Genomic DNA, 18,286 nt, shown 5'->3' on the forward strand with positions numbered 1-18,286 from the left:
CATCGTGTCACGCTGCCCGGACTGTCCGGTATTTCAGCGCCACACCGACCACCACCGGCGCCGCCGAGGGGCGGCACCCGAGTGCGCGTCGCGCTTGTGACGACACACCTCGCCTGCCGCGGCTACGGCCGCCGGATCGAAACCGGGCGGCACCGGGCCATCGGCCACCAATGCCCGCACCAGGGCTTCCTGCCGCTGAGCCAGGCTTTCGCTCATGCCCACACCTTTCGTGCGCCGGGGGTGATCGACGCGGCTCCCGCGGCCGTGGCGATCGCGTCCAGTTCGTCGAACAGTTCCGCCGCCGGCGGGTACCGCCCGTCGCGCTCGAGCATGAACGGGGTGTCCACCCGCTCACGCAGCACGGTGACCAGGTCCAGCACCTCCGGTGGCGTCCGTTCGGTGTGGGTGTCGTGATAGAAGTCGTCACCCTGGCGGCCACCCGCGACGTGGCTGTAGGCGACCCGCTCGACCGGGAGCCGGGAGAGCTCGCGTTGAGGGTCGAGGCCCCGATTCCGGGCATTGGCATAGACATTCGCCACGTCGAGCACCAGCAGCACGTCGGTGCGCTGCACCAGCTCGGTGAGGAACTCCGACTCGCTGAGGTCCGACTCCGGCCACTCCACGAACGAGGCGATGTTCTCCACCGCCAGTGGTACGGGCAGCTGCGCGGAGGTGCGGATGATGTTGTGCACCAATACATCCAGTGCCTCCCGGGTGCGGGGCACCGGCAGTAGGTGCCCCGCTTCGATCCCACCGGCCCGCACGAAGGCGATGTGCTCGCTGACCAAAGGGGATCCCAATGCCTCGGCGCAGGCCGCCAACCGACGGACCCGGGCCGCCTGCACCGGTTCCACACCGCCCAGGGACAGGGCGACCCCGTGCGGGATCACCGGGACCCCGGCGGCCGCGAGCCCGGCGAGCATCGGATCGGGCCGGGCCCGGCGGCGCCGTATCGGCACCGCCTCGGCGATCACTTCGCAGAAGCCGGGCGCGAGGTCGGCTATCAGCCCGCCGATCTCGCGTCGCCACCCCAACCCCAGGTCGCCCAGCGCGGGCACGGCGCGGGTCGCGGTGGTCATCCGCCGCACCCTCCGCAGCCGCCGCACCCACCACATCCGCTTCCGCAACCACCGCCGCCGCCGTCGCCGCCGCAGGAGGCGCCACAACCACCACCGTCAGCGCCGCCGCCGGAGGAATCCCCGGCCAGTTGCACCGAACTGGAGTAGTCGGAGTCCACCGCCCACAGCGCTGCGGTGCCGAACAACGCCACCGAAAGGGCCACGGCTGCCGGCCCATACGTTTCGTACGCCGGGCGCTCGGCCGGATTGAGGTAGGACAGCCGTCCCTGCTCGGCGGCCAGCCGTTGCCGGCCCGCCCGCGTCAGCCGGTTGACCGTGAGCAGGCGGGGCAGCACCACAGCGGTGTAGAAGACGATCGCCATGATCAGTATCACCAGCGACATCACGTAGCGCGGCTCCTCGTCGGCGTGGATCGCCAGGTAGACGCAGTAGCCAATGCCGACCGCCAGCACGACGAACGACGTCGCTGCGCCCCAGCGCATGCGGGCCCGCTCGGATTGGCTGCGGAGCAGGCCCCGTTCGGCCAGCTGTTCTTCGAGCGCGGCCAGATCGGCCTGCGAATCGGTGAACAGGCCGGGCACGGTGTGCTCCGGATCGGCGGCGACCCGCGCGAGGGTCTGTTCGGTGAACCGGTCGTCCTCCGGGCCGGCCGGCACCGCGCGGTCCACCCGGCCGTTTCCGGTGATCCGTCCACTGGCGCGCAGTCCGGCCAGGGCGGCGACCACCGGGGCGACTTCCGATCGCAGGTAGGCGAGTTCGGTCGGGCTGATCGGGTCCTGGCTAGCCGGTCGCCGCGGGGCCGTGGCGGTCCGCCACAAAACCGCGAAGACCGCTGCTGCGACCAGTGCGGCCAAATACCATTTCGCCTGTTCGGTCATGCCCGACGCGTAAAAATCAATCACTTCCTCGATCGAGATCACAGTCACCTCCTGGTGTTCGGTTGAGACCACCGTGCCCGGGGTTGTGCCCGTTACCGGTCACAACTTTCAGTCGGGTCGCTGCGTGCACGGCCCGGCTGAACCAGCCAGCGTGCACGGCGCGGGACAGGAGTTGGTGAGGGCTCATTGGCCGTTGAATGAGGAAAATCCGTTGCGTCAGCAGGTGTTCCGAAGCCCGGGATTTCGCGCGCGGAAGTGACGGGATACCGGGAAAGTCACAGTAGGCACACTGCGCCTCATGGACCATATCTGTAACATCGCCCTCAGAGGCATCGATAATCACGCGTGTCGCAAATTTTTCGGGGGTGAACCTGTGCGCCGAGGGTTGGTGGCAACTGTCCTGGCCGTGACGGTGGTGTTCGGCGGGCTGAGCGCGCCCGTCGCCCAGGCAGTTCCGCCGGTGGCCGGCAAGGACTTCACCAAGCCCGCCATCGTCATCCTGGGCTACGGGCTGAAGCCCGACGGTTCGATGCGGGCCATCCTGTATCACCGTGTGCTCACCGGGCTTGCCATCGCGCAGTCGTTCCCGCAGTCACCCGTCATAGTCACCGGCGGCAACCCGCAGAACGGACAGACCGAGGCGGCGCAGATGCGCAATCTGCTTCTCATGCTGGGTTTCCCGGCCAACCGGATCATCGTCGAGGACAGGGCCAACAGCACCGTGCAGAACGCGCAGTTCTCCGTGCCGCTGGCCAAGAAGGCCGGGGCCACCGGGATCATCGTGGTGACGTCGTCGACGCATCAGGGCCGCGCGGATCAGAACTTCGCGGACGCGGGCGGCACTGTGCTGGCCACGGTGAGCTTCCCGGACGGAAATCCGTCGGTGAACATCGCGCAGTTCGTGCGCGACGTCCTGAGCCCGATAACGCCGATCGGCTGATGCGCGGGGTTACGCTGCCGGAATGGGCCGGATCGTCTTGGCTGTGGTCGCACTCGCGGTGATATTCGCGCCGTCTGCCGCCGCGGAACCGGCCGCGTTGGATCCGACCGGTAATCGTTCCGGGGGGCCCGTTCCGACGGTCAACGGTGTGCCGTGCGTGGGCGGCAATCTCGGCGTCTGTCTCAGCTTCCGGCAGAACCGGCCACCCGCCGCCAGCCCGGGGGCGCGGTCCAGCGTCGGCCATAGCCCCACCGTGCGTCGTTGACCGGCACTACCATGGCAGCCCGAGATGAACAGTCCTACGACGTCGGTTGAGGCCGACAAGAGCGCGTTCCGGTCGCGGCTGCTCGATGCCATGATTCAGTCGGTCGTCGAGGACGGCTATCAGAACACCACGGTCGCCGATATCGTGCGGCGGGCCAAGACGTCGCGCCGCACGTTCTATGAGCACTTCGCCAGCCGTGAGGAGTGTTTCGTTGCGTTGTTGACCACGGTCAACACCAGGCATGTGCGGGAGATCGCCCGGGTGGTCGACCGCGATGCGCCGTGGCAGGCTCAGGTCCGCCAGGCAGTCGAGGCGTGGATCGGCTCGTATCAGGCTCACCCCGAGTTGATGCTGGCCTGGATTCGCGATCTGCCGACCATGGGGACCGCGGCGCGGACGCTGCAACGTGAGTCGATGGAGAACTTCGTCGCGATGGTGCAGGTGATGACCAGCTCCGAGGCGTTCCGGGCGGACGGGGTGTCGATCTCGCGGCGCCGCACGATCATGATGATCGGCGGGTTGCGCGAGCTCACCGCGATGACCGTCGAGAGCGGCGGCGAGGTTGGCGAGATCATCGAGGACGCGGTACAGGCCTGCACCGCGATGTTGACCCCGCTCAGCTGACGCCGACCTCGGCCTGCTGGTGGCGGCGCTGCCGTTCGATGGTGGCGAAGTAGAAGGCGAACGCGAATGCGAAGCTGGTGAACAGGCTCGAGACAAAGAACAGCCAGGGATGGCGGATGCCGCGTCGTAGCCCGTCGATGATCGTAAACAGCGGCAGCAGAATGACATTCGCGATCGTGTAGTCGGCGCTGGCCGAGCCGGCGGCGGGGTTGGTGTACCCGAGTGCGATGAACTCGGCCCAACTTCCGGGCCCCCAGATCGGGTTGCCGCCCGGTACGGCGTACTGCGCGACAAACCGCATGTTGAAGTACCAGCAGATCGGGATCGATGCGAGGCCGACGACGTAGAAGGCCAGTTCGACGCGGGACAGCGCCGGTCCCGGCGGGCGGGCGAAGATCCCGGGGTTGAGGCGGATCACGAGCGCGACGACGGCCACGCCCAGAATTGCATGAACGATGAGCGACACCATGGCGTGAGCACACTCGCGATCCGAAGTTTTGTCAATATTGACATTTCGCATCGTCGGGGGACGGCCCGGCGATGCGGTAATTTCACTGCCATGGCCAGGCCCGCGCAGACCGCGCGCAGTGAGCGCACCCGCGAGGCGCTGCGGCAGGCCGCGTTGGTGCGATTCCTCGCCCAGGGGGTCGAGGACACGTCGGCCGAACAGATCGCCGCGGACGCCGGGGTCTCCCTGCGCACGTTCTACCGGCATTTCACGTCCAAACACGACCTGCTGTTCGCGGACTACGACGCCGGCCTGCACTGGTTTCGGGCCGCGCTGGCCGAACGCCCCGCGTCCGAATCGGTCCTCGACTCCGTGCAGTCGGCCATCCTGGCATTCCCTTACGACGTCGATGCGGTGACGAAAATCGCCAGCATGCGCGCGGTGGAACTCGACCCCGACCGGATCGTGCGCCACATCCGCCAGGTCGAAGCGGACTTCGCCGACGCGGTGGCCGAACTGCTCGTGGCGCGTCGGGGTCAGGTGCCGGAGGGTGATGACCGGCTGCGGATCGTGGTGACTGCCCGATGCGTCGCGGCCTCGGTGTTCGGGGCCATGGAGTTGTGGATGGTCGGCAACGAGGCGGGGGAGCGGTCGTTGCCCGAACTGGCGCGGATGTGCCGGACCGCGCTGGAAGCGTTGCGCTCCGGGCTGGCTTGAGTCCGAGTTCCCCGCCGACCCATCCGATGTTTTGTCATTATTGACAAAACATCGGCATCGGTGCCAGCCTCAAGCGATGGCGGACTACGACGCGATCGTGATCGGCGCCGGGCACAACGGGTTGGCCGCGGCGGCCCTGTTGGCGCGGGCCGGAAAGCGCACCCTGTGTCTGGAGGCCAAGCGGTATGCCGGCGGGATGGCCTCGACCGTGGAGCTCTTCGACGGCTACCGCTTCGAGATCGCCGGGTCGTTGCAGTTCCCCACCTCGGCCGTGGTCAGCGCCGAACTCGGTCTGGACACTCTGCCGACCGTGGACCTGGAGGTCATGTCGGTTTCGCTGCGCGGAATCGGTGACCCGCCGGTCGTCTACTACGCCGACCCGATGAAGATGCTGGGCCACCTCGGTGAGGTTCACGGCGCCGACGCGGTGGCCGGCATGGCAGGCCTGATGGCCTGGAGCCTGGCGCCCACCCGCGCGTTGGGCCGGTTCGACGCGGGCCGCCCGCCCCGCACGCTCGACGAGATGTATGCCTGCGCGGCAACAGAATCCGAGCGGGCGGCCATCGATGACCTGCTGTTCGGATCGGTCAGCGATGTCCTGGACCGATACCTGCCGGACAAGGACAAGCACGGGGCGCTGCGCGGCATGCTTGCCTTTCTCGCGGTCAACACCACCTACCGCGGGCCGGAGACGCCGGGCAGCGCGGCCGCCCTGGCCTATGGCCTGGCGGTGCCCGACGAGAACGCCGTACTGATGAAGAAGCTGGCCGGCGGAATCGGCGCTCTGACCGAACATCTGCATGCCCTGCTGACCGCCGCCGGGGGTGAGCTGCGGTTGCGCAGCAGTGTTGACCGGATATCGGTCGACGACGGCCGGATCACCGGCGTGTGCCTGGCCGACGGTACGACGGTCACCGCGCCCGTCGTGGTGTCGGCGATCGCTCCGGACACCACGGTGACCAAGCTGCTCGATGCCGAGGCCCTGCCGGCCGAGGTCCGCGAGCGGTTCACCCGGATCGACCATCGTGGCAGCTACCTGCAGATGCATTTCGCCCTCGACGGAGCCCCCACCTTCGACGCTCCGTACGAGATGCTCAACGACCCTGAAATGCAGGCTGCCATAGGCCTTTTCAGCACTCCCGAGGAACTGCAGCAGCAGTGGCAGGACGCTCGTCGCGGGATCGTGCCCGCCGATCCCGCCATCGCCTTTCAAATCCCGTCGGCGCACGATCCGACGCTGGCCCCCGCGGGCAAGCATGCCGCCTCGGCGTTCGCGCTGTGGTTCCCGGTCGAGGAGTCGGCATCCGGTTACGGCGAACTCAAGGATGAGATGGGGCGGCGCGTCATCGAGAAGATCACCCGGCTGGCACCGGATTTCGAGCGGCGGATCATCCGGCACACCACGTTCACACCGCGCCACATGGGCACCATGTTCGGCGCGCCGGGCGGCGACTACTGCCACGGACTGATCCACCCGGAGCAGATGGGGCCCAATCGCCCTGGGCCCAAAGGGTATGTCGGTCAGCCGATTCCGATCGACGGTCTGTATCTGGCCAGCGCCGGGTGCCACGGCGGGCCGGGCATCACCTTCATCCCCGGCTACAACGCGGCCAAGGCCGCGCTGGGCGATTAGCGATTGCGCAGCTGTTCGGCCCAGTCCTTGGGCACCCGTCCCTTCGGGCCCGGCACCGGCTGGTCTCCCGGATGATGCTGCGGCGGCGCGAGCTCGGGCCCGTCGTAGTACTGGTTGGTATCGAAGTTCCAGAACCAGTCCTCGCCCGGTTCGAACGAGCGGATGATGGGGTGCCCGCTTTCCCGCCAGTGTGCCGATGCATGCCGGGCCAGCGAATCATCGCAGCACCCGATATGGCCGCACGCCGCGCAGCGCCGCAAATGGACCCACCAGCCTCCATCGGCGGTGCACTCCGCACATCCGGGTCCGCTGGGACGGGCAGTCGGATCGACCGGATTGTTCATATCGCTGAGCGTAGCCCCGGGTAATCTCGCCGCATGGCAACCAGCGATTCCCGTGAAGTAGTGATCGAGGCGACCCCGCAGGAGATCCTCGACGTCGTCGCCGATGTCGAGGCGACGCCGACCTGGTCGCCGCAATACCAGCGTGCCGAGATCCTCGAGTCCTACGACGACGGCCGGCCCAAGCAGGTGAAGATGACGGTCAAGGCCGCCGGGCTGACAGATGAGCAGGTCATCGAATACACCTGGAGCGAGAACAAGGTCAGCTGGACGCTGGTGCGCGCCGGCCAACTCAAGGCGCAGGACGCCAGCTACACCCTGACGCCTGACGGTGACAAGACCAAGGTGCGGTTCGACATCACCATCGATCTGTCGGTGCCGCTGCCGGGCTTCATCCTCAAGCGGACCATGAAGGGCGGCGTGGAGACCGCCACCGAGGGTCTGCGCAAACAGGTGCTCAAGGTCAAGAAGGGCTAGCGCGTCAGCTCGAGTTGGCGTCCGAGGCGGACTGAGCCAACTCGGTCAACAGCGGCGGGATATCCATCCGGCCCAGCATCACCTCGAGAAACACCATCCGTTCCGGGGTGGCCGCCGCGGCGGTCAACGCATCGTCGAGTTCGCCGTAGGTGCTGACCCGGAACGTGAGCGCATCGGAGACACCCAGTGCCGCGGGTAGCTCGGTCCAGCGCCACCCGGTGATGTCGTTGTACTCGGCTGTGACACCGTGGATTGCGCGTTCCACGGTGTAGCCGTCGTTGTTGACCACCACGACGACCGGGGTCAGGCCCTCACGGCCGAAGGCGCCCAACTCCTGGATGGTCAGCTGGGCGGCGCCGTCACCGATGAGCAGCACGGTGCGGCGGTCCCGGTCGGCCACCCCGGCGCCGAGCGCGGCGGGCAGGGTGTAGCCGATCGATCCCCACAGTGGTTGGCCGATGAACGTCACCCCCGACGCCAACCGGTGTCCGGCCATGCCGTAGAACGACGTGCCCTGATCGGCCAGCACCACATTGCCGGGGGTGAGGGCCTCAGAAAGCCGGTCCCACAAGGCTTCCTGTGTCAACGCGGTATCGCGCCCGGGTGGGTCGGTGTGTGTTCGGACGGGGAGCGGGGGCAGCGCGGGTGAGGTGATGCCGCGCTCGGTGAGGATCGCCGTGACGGCCTCGAGCGCGGCCGACATGTCCAGTGGGGCGTAGACCTGCCCGGCCACCACGCTCTGGTTGGCACCGATGTCGATGGTGCGGGCCGGGTCGATGCGTTGGCTGAAGAAGCCGCTGACCATGTCGGTGAACAACACGCCCGCGGTCACCAGCACCGGAGCGTCTTCGATCGCCTCGCGCACCGAATCTTCGCTGGCCGCACCGGCATAGATGCCGAGATAGTTGGGTGAGCTCTCGTCGACCAGACTCTTGCCCCACATCAGAGTGGCGTGACCGACCGTATCGGCCGACAGCAGCGCACGGAGTTCTTCGATGCAGTCCAGGCGGTGAACCAGGAAATCGGCGAGCACGGTCAACCGATGTTTCCCGATCAACTCCGCGGCGGCCGCGGTGAACATCGAGAGGGCGCGCGGACTGGTGCCGCCGGTGTAGCGGGGCAGCGGTCCGGCGGGAGGTTCGGTGGGGAACCGGGCCACATCCGTCGCGATCAACAGGTAGCCAGGCCGCTTCTGCTCGCGTACCTCCGAGAGCACCCGGTCGATTTCGCGCGTCGCGGTCGCCGGCACCAGATTCGCCTGGGCGCAGGTGATCTCGCGACTGATCCGTAGAAAGTGATCGAAGTCCCCGTCACCCAGGGTGTGGTGCACGATCCGACGCGCCGCCTGGGAATCCTTGGACGGCGCACCGACGATGTGGACCACCGGTACATGTTCGGCGTAACTGCCCGCGATCGCATTCGCCGCCGACAACTCACCGACCCCGAATGTGGTGACCAGGGCGGCCATACCGCGCAGCCGCCCGTAACCGTCGGCGGCATAGCCGGCGTTGAGCTCGTTGGCTCCGCCCACCCAGCGGAGCGTCGGGTGGGCGAGGATGTGGTCGAGGAACTCCAGCTGATAGTCGCCGGGGACGCCGAAAACCTCGGTCACACCGAGTTCAGCGAGCCGGTCGAGCAGGTAGTCGCCGACGGTGTAGCCGTTTTCGCTCATGCCTTAGTGTGCCTCGCATGACCAACACGGGACCGCTCGCCGGAGTGCGAGTTATCGAACTCGGGGGCATCGGCCCCGGGCCGCACGCCGCGATGATGCTCGCCGACCTGGGTGCCGACGTGGTGCGGGTGCGTCGTCCCGGTGGCCTGACCATGCCGGCCGAGAACGTGGACCTGATGCACCGCGGGAAGCGCATCGTGGACCTGGACGTCAAGTCCGAGCCCGGCAAGCTGTTGGATCTGGTTGCCAAAGCCGATGTGCTGCTGGACTGTTTCCGTCCGGGTACCTGCGAGCGTCTCGGTATCGGTCCGGCCGAGTGTGAGGCCGTGAACCCGCGGCTGATCTTCGCCCGGATCACCGGCTGGGGTCAGGACGGGCCGCTGGCCACCACGGCGGGCCACGATATCAACTACCTGTCGCAGACCGGCGCGCTGAGCGCGATCGGCTACCGCGACCGCCCGCCGGTGGCTCCGCTCAACCTGGTCGCCGATTTCGGTGGCGGCTCGATGCTGGTGCTGATCGGCATCGTCACTGCGCTGTACGAGCGTGAGAAGTCCGGTGAGGGCCAGGTCATCGACGCCGCAATGGTCGATGGTGTCAGCATGCTGGCGCAGATGATGTGGACCATGCGGGCCACTGGATCACTGCGCGACGAACGCGAGTCGTTCCTGCTCGACGGCGGCGCCCCCTACTACCGGACCTATGAGACGTCCGACGGCGGCTATATGGCGGTCGGTTCGATCGAACCGCAGTTCTTCGCTCAGCTGGTGGCGGGTCTCGGTCTGGACGCCGCCGAGATCCCCGGGCAGTTCGAACTGGCCCGCTACGACGAGATGCGGGCCATCTTCACCGAGCGGTTCGCCACCAAGACCCGCGACGAGTGGACCGAGATCTTCGCGGGCACCGACGCATGCGTGACGCCGGTGCTCACCTGGGGTGAGGCTGCCGAGGGCGAGCACCTGCAGGCCCGGTCCACCCTGGTCACCGTGGACGGTGTCACCCAGGCGGCCCCAGCCCCGCGGTTCTCTCGGACCTCGCCGGCAACGCCCGGCAGTCCGCCGCAGTCGAGCACCGACATCGCCGACATCGGCTGGACCTGACCGGCACCTGAGGTCTTTGTGCCCTGGCGATCGGGCTCAGAAGCAGCCACGATGAGGGTGTGACTTCCTCGGACGCACCAGTAGTAGTCGGAATCAACGGCAGCGACGGCGCACTCGACGCGGCCCGCTGGGCGGGCGCCGTCGCTGCCCGGTTCGGCGCGCCGCTGCGCATCGTGCACGCCCTACCGTCCATCGGCCGCAACCTGACCCAAACCGCTGCCGCCTTGACCGCGGCGATGATGTCGTATCAGCGCGACATGGCCCAGGCGTTCCTCAAGGCAGCGGACGAGGCCGTGCGCGCCGATCACCCCGAGCTGTCGGTGTCCACGGTCTCGTTCAACGAACCCGCCGACCAGGTACTGATCGAAGCCAGCCGGGAGGCACGCCTGGTGGTCCTCGGCGGTAAGACGGTGACCCCGGCGGCGGCCCTGTTGATCGGGTCGACGGCGCTGGCCGTCGCGACCCGGGCCGCCTGCCCGGTGGTCGCCTTCCGCGGCGATCGGGTCGCCCCGGGGGACGGCCCGGTCGTCGTCGGGGTCGACGACAGCCCCGCGGCGCAGGCGGCGCTGGAGACAGCATTCGATTTCGCGGAGCGGTTCGGGCTGCCGATCACCGCGGTGCGGTCGCTGTCGCTGACCGCTCCGGCCGAGACCGGTGTCACCATCCCCCTGCTGATCGACTGGGATGGCGTGGAGTCCGCCGAACTGGCGGCCCTGACCGAGACCGTCGACGCCCACGAGAAACGCCACCCCGCTGTCACCGCCAAGTGCTACATCGAGCCGGACTCGCCTGGCAAGGCACTGCTGAAGCATGTCGACGATTCCGGGCTCGTGGTGGTCGGGTCACGCGGCCGCAACGCGCTGGCCGGCGTGCTGCTGGGCTCGACGAGCCTGAACCTGTTACACCACAGTCCGGTACCGGTGATGATCTGTCGGGCACAAGGAGATTCGCATGAGTGAGCACGACGCCCGGTACGGCATCGTCGTCGGGGTTGACGGGTCGCCGGCATCGGACAATGCAGTGGCGTGGGCTGCCCGCGATGCAGCCTTGCGAGGCGTGGAGCTCACCCTGGTGCACGCACTGCCCGGTGCCATGTCGCCGGTCTGGCTGGATGTGGCTCTGCCCCAGGATTATTGGGACTACCAGGACCAGCTGGGTCAGGATGTCCTCGATGCTGCCCAACGGATCGCCCAGGAGGCTGCCGGGGCGCATCCGCTTCACATCGTCACCAAAGCTGTCCCGGGGCACGCGGTGGCGACACTGATCGAGTACTCGCGGCGCGCCGATCTGGTGGTCGTGGGTTCCCGCGGCCTGAGTAAGTGGGGACGCCGGTTGCTCGGATCGGTGAGCTCGAGTCTGGCGCTCCATGCCCACGGTCCGATGGCGGTGATCCCCCACAACGAACGCCCGCCGACGGCGCCTGTCGTGGTCGGGGTCGACGGGTCACCCGCGTCGGAGCTTGCCACCGCGATCGCGTTCGATGAGGCCTCTCGGCGCGGTGTGGAGCTCGTGGTCCTGCACACCTGGACGGACTTGAACTTCGAGTTCCCCGCCGTCAAGTGGGAGGATCTGAGCAGCGAAGCCGAGCGTGCGCTGTCCGAACAGCTGGCCGGATGGGGCGAGCGGTATCCCGATGTCGCGGTCCGGCGGGTGGTCATGCCTGATGAACCGGCTCGTCAATTGTTGGCCCAGGCCGAAACCGCGCAGCTCGTCGTGGTTGGCAACCGAGGTCGGGGCGGATTCGCCGGGATGCTGCTGGGCTCGGTCAGTTCCGCGGTGGTGCATTCATCCACCGCACCGGTGATCGTTGCGCGGCAACCCAACTGATTGTCGGCGCTTCAAAGCGAAGAATCCCAGCATCGGGTGGCGCAGTTCGCTAGATTTGGGGCGTGGCCGTACAGGCATCACGCGAGGCGGTCTTCGACGCCTCGCCGGAGGCGATCATGAATGTGCTCGCCGACGTAGACGCGCTGCCGTCCTGGTCTTCGGTACACCGTCGCGTCAAGATCATCGACCGCTATCCCGACGGCAGGCCACATCATGTCAGAGCAACGATGCGGTTGATGGGCATCACCGACAAGGAAGTGCTCGAGTTCCACTGGGGTGACACCTGGATGGTGTGGGATGCCGAGCCCAATTTGCAGCAGCGTGGCCAGCACGTCGAATACAACCTGACGCCCGAGGTGGACAGGACGCGGGTGCGGTTCGACATCATCGTCGACCTCGCCATGCCGATCCCGGAGTTCCTGGTCAAGCGTGCAAAGACCCTCGTTCTCGACGTGGCCATCGAGCGGTTGCGCCAGCGCGTCATGAGGAATTCCCGGCACCGGTGAGCGTCGCCCAGCCGAATTCGTAACTTCCCAGAGTCCGGCGCAGCGTGATCGGAACGGAATAGCCCCGGCCGGCCTGCCTGTTGGTGCGGATATGCCGACCGGAGTCGTCCTCACCCTGAACCCGTCCGCCCCCAATGTTGTCGACGCCGCGATCTCACAGGCCCGCACCGCGTATGCGGCCGGGGTCCGTCAGATCTGGGTGGCCCAACAGTTCGACATCGACGCCATCACCCTGGCCGCGTTGATCGGGGCCGCGGTGCCCGGTCTCGGCGTCGGCACCTCGGTGGTGCCGCTCAATCCCCGTCACCCACTGGTGGTGGCGTCGGCCGCGCAGACCGCGCAGGCCGGCACGCACGGAAACTTCACGCTGGGTCTCGGCCTGGGCTCGCATGCGCCCGAGCACCGGGCATTCGGCACGGTGTGGTCGGATCCGGTCGGCCGGTTGCGGGAGCACCTCCATGTGCTCCACGCGATCCTGCACGACGGTGCGGTCGACTTCCACGGCACGGAGTTCACTGCGAGCCCGGAATGGCCCGTGCATGTGCCGGGTGGAGCCCCGGTCCCGGTGTACGTCGCCGCGATGGGACCGAAAGCCCTTCGCGTGACCGGTGAATTGGCCGATGGCACATTGCCGTACCTCGCCGGACCGCGCACCGTGGGGGAGTTCATCGTGCCGACGATCACCGCTGCGGCTACGGCGGCGGGCCGTCCGCAACCCCGGGTGGTTGCGATGGTTCCGGTGCTGGTCGACGACGACACCGAGACTGCCCGTGCTGCCGCCGCGGAACGGCTGGCGTTCTATGAGGCGATTCCGTCGTACCAGAAAGTCATTGCCCGCGAACAGGTTTCCAGCGTCATCGAGTTGGCCGCCGTCGGGTCGCAGGCACAGGTCCGCGCTCAGTTGCAGCGCTACCTGGACGCCGGCGCCACCGAGGTGGCGCTCAGCCCGATCCGGACCGAACCTGAGGACCTGGCCGCGCTGTGGGCGGTGGCCGCCACACTGCCCTAGTCGGTGGGAATCCGGTTCCGCACATCGAAGGCGACAGCGGCCGCCTTAGACGGCTCCTTCACGCCACACAGGTCGACCGCAACGACGATATTGGATTTGGCCGTCAGGGCTTGGGCGCAGTCGGAGGCGGAACCTGGTGATGCCGAATCAGTCACTGACAGAACGCTGTTCTGTACCATACGGTTGCCGAGGGTGCGTTGCTGAGCCTCACCGTTGCGGTATACCGCGGCGCTCTTGCCCGCGCAGTACCCCCAATGTTCCTGCGCCGTCACCATGAAGGAATCGGCCGCCGCCGGGTCGGGGAAGATCATGACGCGCTGCTGCAAATGCACCCGGCCGGATGCTCCTTCGCCGGTGATCCCGCGTTCCCGCATCGCTGCGATGCCTGCGGGGAACGGCGGCAGAGACGATGGGAGCGCGGATGGATCCTCCTCGGCTGCACAACCTTTCGATGACGATGGATTGCCGTTGGCGGGTGCGGTGTCGCTGCTCACGTCAGGGCCGGTAGCGCTGAGACTGCCGGCGCCCACCAGCGTCTGTGCTCTCTCAGCACCGATCAGGATCGGCTCCAGGTCGGGCTCCTGGTAGGTGCGCACCACTTCCGGGCACTGCCAGAACTCGTCGACGGCAGGCCCCTTCGCCACGGGCGTCGAGTCCACCACCGCGGTGACGCGGTGTGTCGCGTCAGGAGTCACGGTGATGGCGTAGCCCTGCTCCCGTGACCACCTGGCCGGTACCAGCACGTAGCGGCCTGCGTGCGCGTCCAGGACGCGGAGACATTCGTAGCGGTAGACCGGCGCAGTCGGTGGCCCTTGGCTCGGCAGTATCGTCATCTTCACCAGATTCTCTGGAATGTTCAGCGCCTCAGTGGTGTCCACCTGCACCGCCGTGTATTCACCGTCGGCTGGCCACAGCTTGCCCGCGGCATCCTCGCCGTTGCGTTTACCCTGGTCGACGGCGTACAGGTCGGTGACCCAGAACAGCGCCCCCACCAGGCCTACAGCCGCCAGTGCGAGCAGGAGCCGCTCGGCCGTCCTGGACAGCCGGCCGACACCGGTGAGTGTCAGTGTCCAATAGCCGGCGGCCAGTAGCGCGATTCCGGCGGTGATCGTCACTGCCATGTACATGTCGGGCGGATTGTCGAACACCGATTTGATCAGGCTGCGATCGGACACCAGCCACACCACGGCGACACCCAAGGCGACTGCGCCCAGGGCCGCCAAGAGCCATGCGATGGTGCGTAGCAAGGTGATTCGCCGCCCGGTGGCCGACCAGTGCCGAAAAGCCGCAGCTGCCAGCACCAGTGCCGCGAGCACGATCAGCACCCGCAGCGACGCGAAGAAGAACGTGCCGATGGTGGATACGACGTAGTCGGCCGACGTGTAGCCCACGGTCGCTGGATCGACGCCGAAGTAGTGCAGCCGATTGCGGATCGCAAGTAGGCCGAAGAAGTAGCACAACCCGGTGATCAGTGATGTCGGCGCGACGAACACGACTACCAGGCTCAGCCACCGCTCCGCCGATTGGGTCAGTGACTTCGTCTCGTCGGTCACGCCGGCGGCGCCTGCGTGGTGGGCGGAACCGTCGTCGTAGGAACGCTGTCCGTCGTCGTCGGCACCGTGGTGAACGTCGGCAGGGGCAGCCTCGTTTCCGGCACGCCCGCCGGTGGCGGAACCGTCGTCCTGGTCGACGTCGTCGTACTGGTGTAGCCACCCTGGTTGACGGTTGTTGTCGGGGCCTTGTAGGTGGCGACCGGTCCCGGCGTGGTGGTCGTGGTCGACGGCAGTGTCGCGCTCCCGGTCGCCGGTGGCGGTGGCGGCGGCGGGTCGCTCTTGGTCTCCCCGCTACAAGCCACCGCCAATGCGGCGGCAGCGGCGACCGCCGCGAACCCTGCCGCGCGCCCCACCGTCGATCTGATGTTCATCAGGGCCTCCCACCAGTGTCTTTACGATGGTGGCAAATTCAGAGGGGTTGCGCGCGAGTACCGGACTACTCGAATTGGGGGTAGCCCGACACGGCGCAGGCCTACCACTCGATGGTCCACGGCGTGCCGGAATGGCGCAGCAAAGTGTCGTGATCAGCGGTCGATTCTTTACAGGATGACAACCTGTCGGCTCCGGGCAGGCTGGCAGCATGGCAGGCCACACGCCACTTCGTTCAAAGGGGTGAACGCCTTGTCCCGCACGCTTTTCGACAGTCGGCCGCCGCTGGAATCAGTTGCGCGACAGGCGATCCGCGATACCCCGGTCAGCCGTCCGGCGATTCCGGTCTACCGCTCACCCCGCAACCTGCCGCCACCCGCATTCGAAGAGTGGAGCTGGCAGTTGCACGGCCTCTGCCGGGACCATCCGGCGGAGGTGTTCTTCCCGGAGGAGCTTCGGGGGCGCCCGCTGCGCAGACGCGAGGATGCGGCCAAGGCGATCTGCCGGGCCTGTCCGGTGCTGGACCGGTGCCGCTCGCACGCCCTCTCCGCTCCCGAGCCCTACGGAATCTGGGGAGCGATGACGGCCCGGGAACGTGCCATCAAGCTGAGCCCCGAACGCTAGACCCGCAACGCCTCGAGTCGGCGGATCGCCTCTTCCATGGTCTCGTCGCGTTTGCAGAAAGCAAAGCGCACCAAGTGATTCCACAGATCGGCGTGTGGAGCCTCAGAGTCGCAGAACGCCGACATCGGGATGGCGGCCACCCCGGTCTTGTGTGGTAGCTCGGCGCAGAACTGCGTGCTGTCCGGATAGCCCAGTGGCCGTGGGTCGGCGCACAGGAAGTAGGTGCCGTGACTGTCGTGCACCTCGAACCCGATGTCGGCCAGTGCGTTGCCCAGTCGATCCCGCTTGGCCTGGAACGACTCCCGCAGGTCGGCCACCCAGGCGTCCTCGTTATTGAGCGCGTGGGCCACCGCAGGCTGGAACGGTCCGCCGCCAACATAGCTCAGGTACTGCTTGGCGGCCCGCACCCCGGCGATCAATTCGGCCGGCCCGCAGGCCCAGCCGATCTTCCAGCCGGTCACGTTGAACATCTTGGCCGCGCTGGAGACGGTCACGGTGCGCTCGGCCATACCTGGGTAGGCGGCCAGGGGAAGATGCGCGACGCCGAACACCAACTGCTCGTAGACCTCGTCGGTGATCACCAGAAGGTCGTGTTCGATGGCCAGCGCAGCGATGGCGCGTAGCTCGGTGTCGGAGGCCACGGCGCCCGTCGGATTGTGCGGCGAGTTGAGGATCAGCGCCCGGGTCTTGGGTGTGATGGCGCGGCGCAGGCTCTCGGTATCGATCGCGAACCCGGCCCCGTCGGCCACCAGCGGCACGGCCTTCCGTATGCATCCGGCCATGGCGATCACGGGGGAGTAGGAGTCGTAGAACGGCTCGATCACCAACACTTCAGAGCCCGGTTCGACCAGGCCGAGGACAGACGCGGCGATGGCCTCGGTGGCGCCGACGGTCACCAGCACCTCGGTGTCGGGGTCGTACTCGATGCCGTAGTGCCGTTTGCGCTGCGCGGCGACGGCGTGGCGCAACTCGGGGATGCCGAGGCCGGGCGGGTACTGGTTGTGGCCGCTGGAGATCGAGTCGATGGCAATTTTGAGCATCTCGGCTGGGCCGTCCTCGTCGGGAAAACCCTGGCCGAGGTTGACCGCGCCCAGGCTGCTGGCCAGTGCAGACATCTCCGCGAACACCGTGACGGCGAAAGGCTGCAGCCTTGTGACGGTCATAACTGACGAGCGTAGGCGGTGCCGGACTCGTGCCGGTCGGCGACGTTCTGCGGACGAGCTATCCCATGTTGGGGTGCACCACCCGCATCTTGTCGGCGATCCGGGCCAGCGCCTTCTGGTCGGTGACGGTCAGCCGGTCCAGCACCAACTCGCGCACCGAGCGAACATGAATAGGCGCCGCCTCGACGACCAACCGGTAGCCGGCGTCGGCGAGTTCGGCGATGGTGTAGCGCCCGTCGTCGGGATCAGGGGAGCGGATCACCCACCCGCGCTGTTCGAAGCGCTTGACGACGTTGGACAGCCGGGACAGCGAGCCGTTGGCGAGAAAAGCCAACTCGCTCATGCGGATTCGTCGCTGCGGCGCCTCGGAGATGTGGCTGAGCGTCAGGTACTCGAACAGGGTCAGGTCGACGGGACGCAGGGCTGCGTCCAGTTTCCCGGGGAGTAACAGCATCAGGGCCGCCAGGCCCGTCCATGTCTCCTTCTCTTGTGGCGACAGCCATTCCGGCTCCTCGTCCCGCGCCATGGACGCACCTTAACAACCGGAATAACTTCACACGTGAAGTCATTGAAGGTGTCGTCAGTTCAAGTGTGAAGTCATAGCGATAGGAAGATCATGCAGGACGTCGAGTTCTTCGTAACCCCCGGCTACGGCGAGATGTTTCGGGAAGAGCGCCGCTACAGCCAGGCCGTGCGGATCGGCAACAGGGTTGAGACCTCCGGCCAGGGTGGCTGGGATGACGATCTCAACTTTCCGGAATCCCTCGAAGAGGAGATCGTCCGCGCCTTCGAGAACGTGGAACGCACGCTGGCCACCGCCGGTGTGTCCTGGCGCGATGTGGCCCACGTGAATACCTACCACGTTGTCTCGGCGCCGGACTCCACCTTCGACGCGCACAACGAGGTCATCATCGAGCAGTTCCGCAAGCGGCTGGGGGACCGGGCGCCGATCTGGACCGAAACCGGTGTGACGGCGCTCGGAGCGCCGAAGATGCGCGTCGAGATCCGCGTGACTGCGATCGTGGATGCCTGACGCGGAATGTTTTCTCGGCCCGCGACGC

Annotated in this window: 23 protein-coding genes; 13 read left to right on the top strand and 10 right to left on the bottom strand. The window is 67.2% G+C overall.

Features of this window, described 5'->3' with window-relative positions:
• Window positions 1–33 precede the first annotated feature (33 nt).
• The 3 genes from AB0876_RS02070 to AB0876_RS02080 are packed head-to-tail and all read right to left on the bottom strand — an operon-like array spanning window position 34 to window position 1,957.
• On the bottom strand, window positions 34–216 hold the full coding sequence (locus tag AB0876_RS02070; protein WP_526041055.1) for an SCO6045 C-terminal-like domain-containing protein: 183 nt from the start codon (window positions 214–216) through the stop codon (window positions 34–36).
• Window positions 213–1,079 carry an MbnB/TglH/ChrH family RiPP precursor modification enzyme gene (locus AB0876_RS02075; protein WP_526041056.1) on the bottom strand — a complete coding sequence of 289 codons (867 nt, stop codon included), beginning with the start codon at window positions 1,077–1,079 and terminating at the stop codon, window positions 213–215. The genes AB0876_RS02070 and AB0876_RS02075 overlap by 4 nt, the downstream gene beginning before the upstream one ends.
• The gene (locus AB0876_RS02080) at window positions 1,076–1,957 is read right to left on the bottom strand and encodes a TIGR04222 domain-containing membrane protein (protein WP_526041057.1); all 882 of its coding nucleotides are present in this window, start codon (window positions 1,955–1,957) and stop codon (window positions 1,076–1,078) included. The genes AB0876_RS02075 and AB0876_RS02080 overlap by 4 nt, the downstream gene beginning before the upstream one ends.
• 298 nt (window positions 1,958–2,255) lie before the next feature.
• On the opposite strand from AB0876_RS02080, the gene AB0876_RS02085 reads away from it, so the two are divergent.
• The 3 genes from AB0876_RS02085 to AB0876_RS02095 are packed head-to-tail and all read left to right on the top strand — an operon-like array spanning window position 2,256 to window position 3,786.
• Window positions 2,256–2,897, top strand: coding sequence for a YdcF family protein (locus AB0876_RS02085; protein ID WP_526041058.1), 642 nt, complete (start codon window positions 2,256–2,258; stop codon window positions 2,895–2,897).
• 22 nt (window positions 2,898–2,919) lie between these two features.
• Entirely contained in the window at window positions 2,920–3,162 is a 243-nt protein-coding gene (locus AB0876_RS02090; RefSeq protein ID WP_526041059.1) for a hypothetical protein, read from the top strand.
• A gap of 24 nt (window positions 3,163–3,186) precedes the next feature.
• Window positions 3,187–3,786 (top strand): TetR/AcrR family transcriptional regulator, encoded by a 600-nt coding sequence (locus AB0876_RS02095; protein ID WP_526041060.1) that lies wholly within the window; start codon window positions 3,187–3,189, stop codon window positions 3,784–3,786.
• On the opposite strand, the gene AB0876_RS02100 is transcribed toward AB0876_RS02095, so the two are convergent.
• Window positions 3,779–4,255: a DUF2834 domain-containing protein gene (locus tag AB0876_RS02100; protein ID WP_526041061.1), complete on the bottom strand. Its 477-nt coding sequence runs from the start codon at window positions 4,253–4,255 to the stop codon at window positions 3,779–3,781. The two genes, AB0876_RS02095 and AB0876_RS02100, sit on opposite strands and share 8 nt — an antisense overlap.
• 90 nt (window positions 4,256–4,345) lie before the next feature.
• Here AB0876_RS02100 and AB0876_RS02105 point away from each other — a divergent pair, with 90 nt between their 5' ends.
• Together AB0876_RS02105 and AB0876_RS02110 are read left to right on the top strand one after the other, a co-directional pair.
• Window positions 4,346–4,951, top strand: coding sequence for a TetR/AcrR family transcriptional regulator (locus AB0876_RS02105; RefSeq protein WP_491837360.1), 606 nt, complete (start codon window positions 4,346–4,348; stop codon window positions 4,949–4,951).
• Window positions 4,952–5,027: 76 nt separating this feature from the next.
• Window positions 5,028–6,584 carry a phytoene desaturase family protein gene (locus tag AB0876_RS02110; RefSeq protein WP_526041062.1) on the top strand — a complete coding sequence of 519 codons (1,557 nt, stop codon included), beginning with the start codon at window positions 5,028–5,030 and terminating at the stop codon, window positions 6,582–6,584.
• On the opposite strand, the gene AB0876_RS02115 is transcribed toward AB0876_RS02110, so the two are convergent.
• Window positions 6,581–6,928, bottom strand: a complete 348-nt coding sequence (locus tag AB0876_RS02115) for a UBP-type zinc finger domain-containing protein (RefSeq protein ID WP_526041063.1) — start codon at window positions 6,926–6,928, stop codon at window positions 6,581–6,583. The genes AB0876_RS02110 and AB0876_RS02115 overlap by 4 nt on opposite strands.
• A 33-nt stretch (window positions 6,929–6,961) precedes the next feature.
• Between AB0876_RS02115 and AB0876_RS02120 the strand changes: the two genes are divergently transcribed.
• Entirely contained in the window at window positions 6,962–7,402 is a 441-nt protein-coding gene (locus tag AB0876_RS02120) for an SRPBCC family protein (protein ID WP_526041064.1), read from the top strand.
• Between the two features lie 4 nt (window positions 7,403–7,406).
• On the opposite strand, the gene AB0876_RS02125 is transcribed toward AB0876_RS02120, so the two are convergent.
• Window positions 7,407–9,074 (bottom strand): alpha-keto acid decarboxylase family protein, encoded by a 1,668-nt coding sequence (locus tag AB0876_RS02125; RefSeq protein ID WP_526041065.1) that lies wholly within the window; start codon window positions 9,072–9,074, stop codon window positions 7,407–7,409.
• A gap of 17 nt (window positions 9,075–9,091) precedes the next feature.
• Here AB0876_RS02125 and AB0876_RS02130 point away from each other — a divergent pair, with 17 nt between their 5' ends.
• The 5 genes from AB0876_RS02130 to AB0876_RS02150 all read left to right on the top strand — a co-directional run bounded on the left by AB0876_RS02130 (window position 9,092) and on the right by AB0876_RS02150 (window position 13,516).
• Window positions 9,092–10,174 (top strand): CaiB/BaiF CoA transferase family protein, encoded by a 1,083-nt coding sequence (locus AB0876_RS02130; RefSeq protein ID WP_526041066.1) that lies wholly within the window; start codon window positions 9,092–9,094, stop codon window positions 10,172–10,174.
• Between the two features lie 59 nt (window positions 10,175–10,233).
• Window positions 10,234–11,133, top strand: a complete 900-nt coding sequence (locus AB0876_RS02135; protein WP_526041067.1) for a universal stress protein — start codon at window positions 10,234–10,236, stop codon at window positions 11,131–11,133.
• Window positions 11,126–12,001 (top strand): universal stress protein, encoded by an 876-nt coding sequence (locus tag AB0876_RS02140; RefSeq protein ID WP_526041068.1) that lies wholly within the window; start codon window positions 11,126–11,128, stop codon window positions 11,999–12,001. The genes AB0876_RS02135 and AB0876_RS02140 overlap by 8 nt, the downstream gene beginning before the upstream one ends.
• A 62-nt stretch (window positions 12,002–12,063) precedes the next feature.
• On the top strand, window positions 12,064–12,507 hold the full coding sequence (locus AB0876_RS02145; RefSeq protein WP_526041069.1) for an SRPBCC family protein: 444 nt from the start codon (window positions 12,064–12,066) through the stop codon (window positions 12,505–12,507).
• A 91-nt stretch (window positions 12,508–12,598) separates the two neighbouring features.
• Window positions 12,599–13,516, top strand: a complete 918-nt coding sequence (locus AB0876_RS02150; protein ID WP_526041070.1) for an LLM class F420-dependent oxidoreductase — start codon at window positions 12,599–12,601, stop codon at window positions 13,514–13,516.
• Here AB0876_RS02150 and AB0876_RS02155 read toward each other — a convergent pair.
• Window positions 13,513–15,069, bottom strand: a complete 1,557-nt coding sequence (locus AB0876_RS02155) for a sensor domain-containing protein (RefSeq protein WP_526041071.1) — start codon at window positions 15,067–15,069, stop codon at window positions 13,513–13,515. The genes AB0876_RS02150 and AB0876_RS02155 overlap by 4 nt on opposite strands.
• The gene (locus AB0876_RS02160) at window positions 15,066–15,440 is read right to left on the bottom strand and encodes a hypothetical protein (RefSeq protein ID WP_526041072.1); all 375 of its coding nucleotides are present in this window, start codon (window positions 15,438–15,440) and stop codon (window positions 15,066–15,068) included. The genes AB0876_RS02155 and AB0876_RS02160 overlap by 4 nt, the downstream gene beginning before the upstream one ends.
• Window positions 15,441–15,690: 250 nt before the next feature.
• Here AB0876_RS02160 and AB0876_RS02165 point away from each other — a divergent pair, with 250 nt between their 5' ends.
• Window positions 15,691–16,062, top strand: a complete 372-nt coding sequence (locus tag AB0876_RS02165; RefSeq protein ID WP_526041073.1) for a WhiB family transcriptional regulator — start codon at window positions 15,691–15,693, stop codon at window positions 16,060–16,062.
• Here the strand turns inward: AB0876_RS02165 and AB0876_RS02170 are convergent.
• The gene (locus AB0876_RS02170) at window positions 16,059–17,225 is read right to left on the bottom strand and encodes a pyridoxal phosphate-dependent aminotransferase (RefSeq protein WP_526041074.1); all 1,167 of its coding nucleotides are present in this window, start codon (window positions 17,223–17,225) and stop codon (window positions 16,059–16,061) included. The two genes, AB0876_RS02165 and AB0876_RS02170, sit on opposite strands and share 4 nt — an antisense overlap.
• A 58-nt stretch (window positions 17,226–17,283) precedes the next feature.
• Window positions 17,284–17,751, bottom strand: a complete 468-nt coding sequence (locus AB0876_RS02175) for a MarR family winged helix-turn-helix transcriptional regulator (protein ID WP_526041075.1) — start codon at window positions 17,749–17,751, stop codon at window positions 17,284–17,286.
• 90 nt (window positions 17,752–17,841) lie between these two features.
• Between AB0876_RS02175 and AB0876_RS02180 the strand changes: the two genes are divergently transcribed.
• Entirely contained in the window at window positions 17,842–18,258 is a 417-nt protein-coding gene (locus AB0876_RS02180; RefSeq protein ID WP_526041076.1) for a Rid family hydrolase, read from the top strand.
• The last annotated feature ends 28 nt before the right edge of the window (window positions 18,259–18,286 follow it).

The organism is Mycobacterium sp. NPDC049093 (assembly GCF_040704635.1).
GTDB lineage: Bacteria > Actinomycetota > Actinomycetes > Mycobacteriales > Mycobacteriaceae > Mycobacterium.

What these genes read in the sequence shown, in the direction of transcription:
- AB0876_RS02070 (WP_526041055.1), bottom strand. Translation starts at nt 216, where the DNA reads ATGAGCGAAAGCCTGGCTCAGCGGCAGGAAGCCCTGGTGCGGGCATTG.
- AB0876_RS02075 (WP_526041056.1), bottom strand. Translation starts at nt 1,079, where the DNA reads ATGACCACCGCGACCCGCGCCGTGCCCGCGCTGGGCGACCTGGGGTTG.
- AB0876_RS02080 (WP_526041057.1), bottom strand. Translation starts at nt 1,957, where the DNA reads ATGACCGAACAGGCGAAATGGTATTTGGCCGCACTGGTCGCAGCAGCG.
- AB0876_RS02085 (WP_526041058.1), top strand. Translation starts at nt 2,256, where the DNA reads ATGGACCATATCTGTAACATCGCCCTCAGAGGCATCGATAATCACGCG.
- AB0876_RS02090 (WP_526041059.1), top strand. Translation starts at nt 2,920, where the DNA reads ATGGGCCGGATCGTCTTGGCTGTGGTCGCACTCGCGGTGATATTCGCG.
- AB0876_RS02095 (WP_526041060.1), top strand. Translation starts at nt 3,187, where the DNA reads ATGAACAGTCCTACGACGTCGGTTGAGGCCGACAAGAGCGCGTTCCGG.
- AB0876_RS02100 (WP_526041061.1), bottom strand. Translation starts at nt 4,255, where the DNA reads ATGGTGTCGCTCATCGTTCATGCAATTCTGGGCGTGGCCGTCGTCGCG.
- AB0876_RS02105 (WP_491837360.1), top strand. Translation starts at nt 4,346, where the DNA reads ATGGCCAGGCCCGCGCAGACCGCGCGCAGTGAGCGCACCCGCGAGGCG.
- AB0876_RS02110 (WP_526041062.1), top strand. Translation starts at nt 5,028, where the DNA reads ATGGCGGACTACGACGCGATCGTGATCGGCGCCGGGCACAACGGGTTG.
- AB0876_RS02115 (WP_526041063.1), bottom strand. Translation starts at nt 6,928, where the DNA reads ATGAACAATCCGGTCGATCCGACTGCCCGTCCCAGCGGACCCGGATGT.
- AB0876_RS02120 (WP_526041064.1), top strand. Translation starts at nt 6,962, where the DNA reads ATGGCAACCAGCGATTCCCGTGAAGTAGTGATCGAGGCGACCCCGCAG.
- AB0876_RS02125 (WP_526041065.1), bottom strand. Translation starts at nt 9,074, where the DNA reads ATGAGCGAAAACGGCTACACCGTCGGCGACTACCTGCTCGACCGGCTC.
- AB0876_RS02130 (WP_526041066.1), top strand. Translation starts at nt 9,092, where the DNA reads ATGACCAACACGGGACCGCTCGCCGGAGTGCGAGTTATCGAACTCGGG.
- AB0876_RS02140 (WP_526041068.1), top strand. Translation starts at nt 11,126, where the DNA reads ATGAGTGAGCACGACGCCCGGTACGGCATCGTCGTCGGGGTTGACGGG.
- AB0876_RS02150 (WP_526041070.1), top strand. Translation starts at nt 12,599, where the DNA reads ATGCCGACCGGAGTCGTCCTCACCCTGAACCCGTCCGCCCCCAATGTT.
- AB0876_RS02160 (WP_526041072.1), bottom strand. Translation starts at nt 15,440, where the DNA reads ATGAACATCAGATCGACGGTGGGGCGCGCGGCAGGGTTCGCGGCGGTC.
- AB0876_RS02170 (WP_526041074.1), bottom strand. Translation starts at nt 17,225, where the DNA reads ATGACCGTCACAAGGCTGCAGCCTTTCGCCGTCACGGTGTTCGCGGAG.
- AB0876_RS02175 (WP_526041075.1), bottom strand. Translation starts at nt 17,751, where the DNA reads ATGGCGCGGGACGAGGAGCCGGAATGGCTGTCGCCACAAGAGAAGGAG.
- AB0876_RS02180 (WP_526041076.1), top strand. Translation starts at nt 17,842, where the DNA reads ATGCAGGACGTCGAGTTCTTCGTAACCCCCGGCTACGGCGAGATGTTT.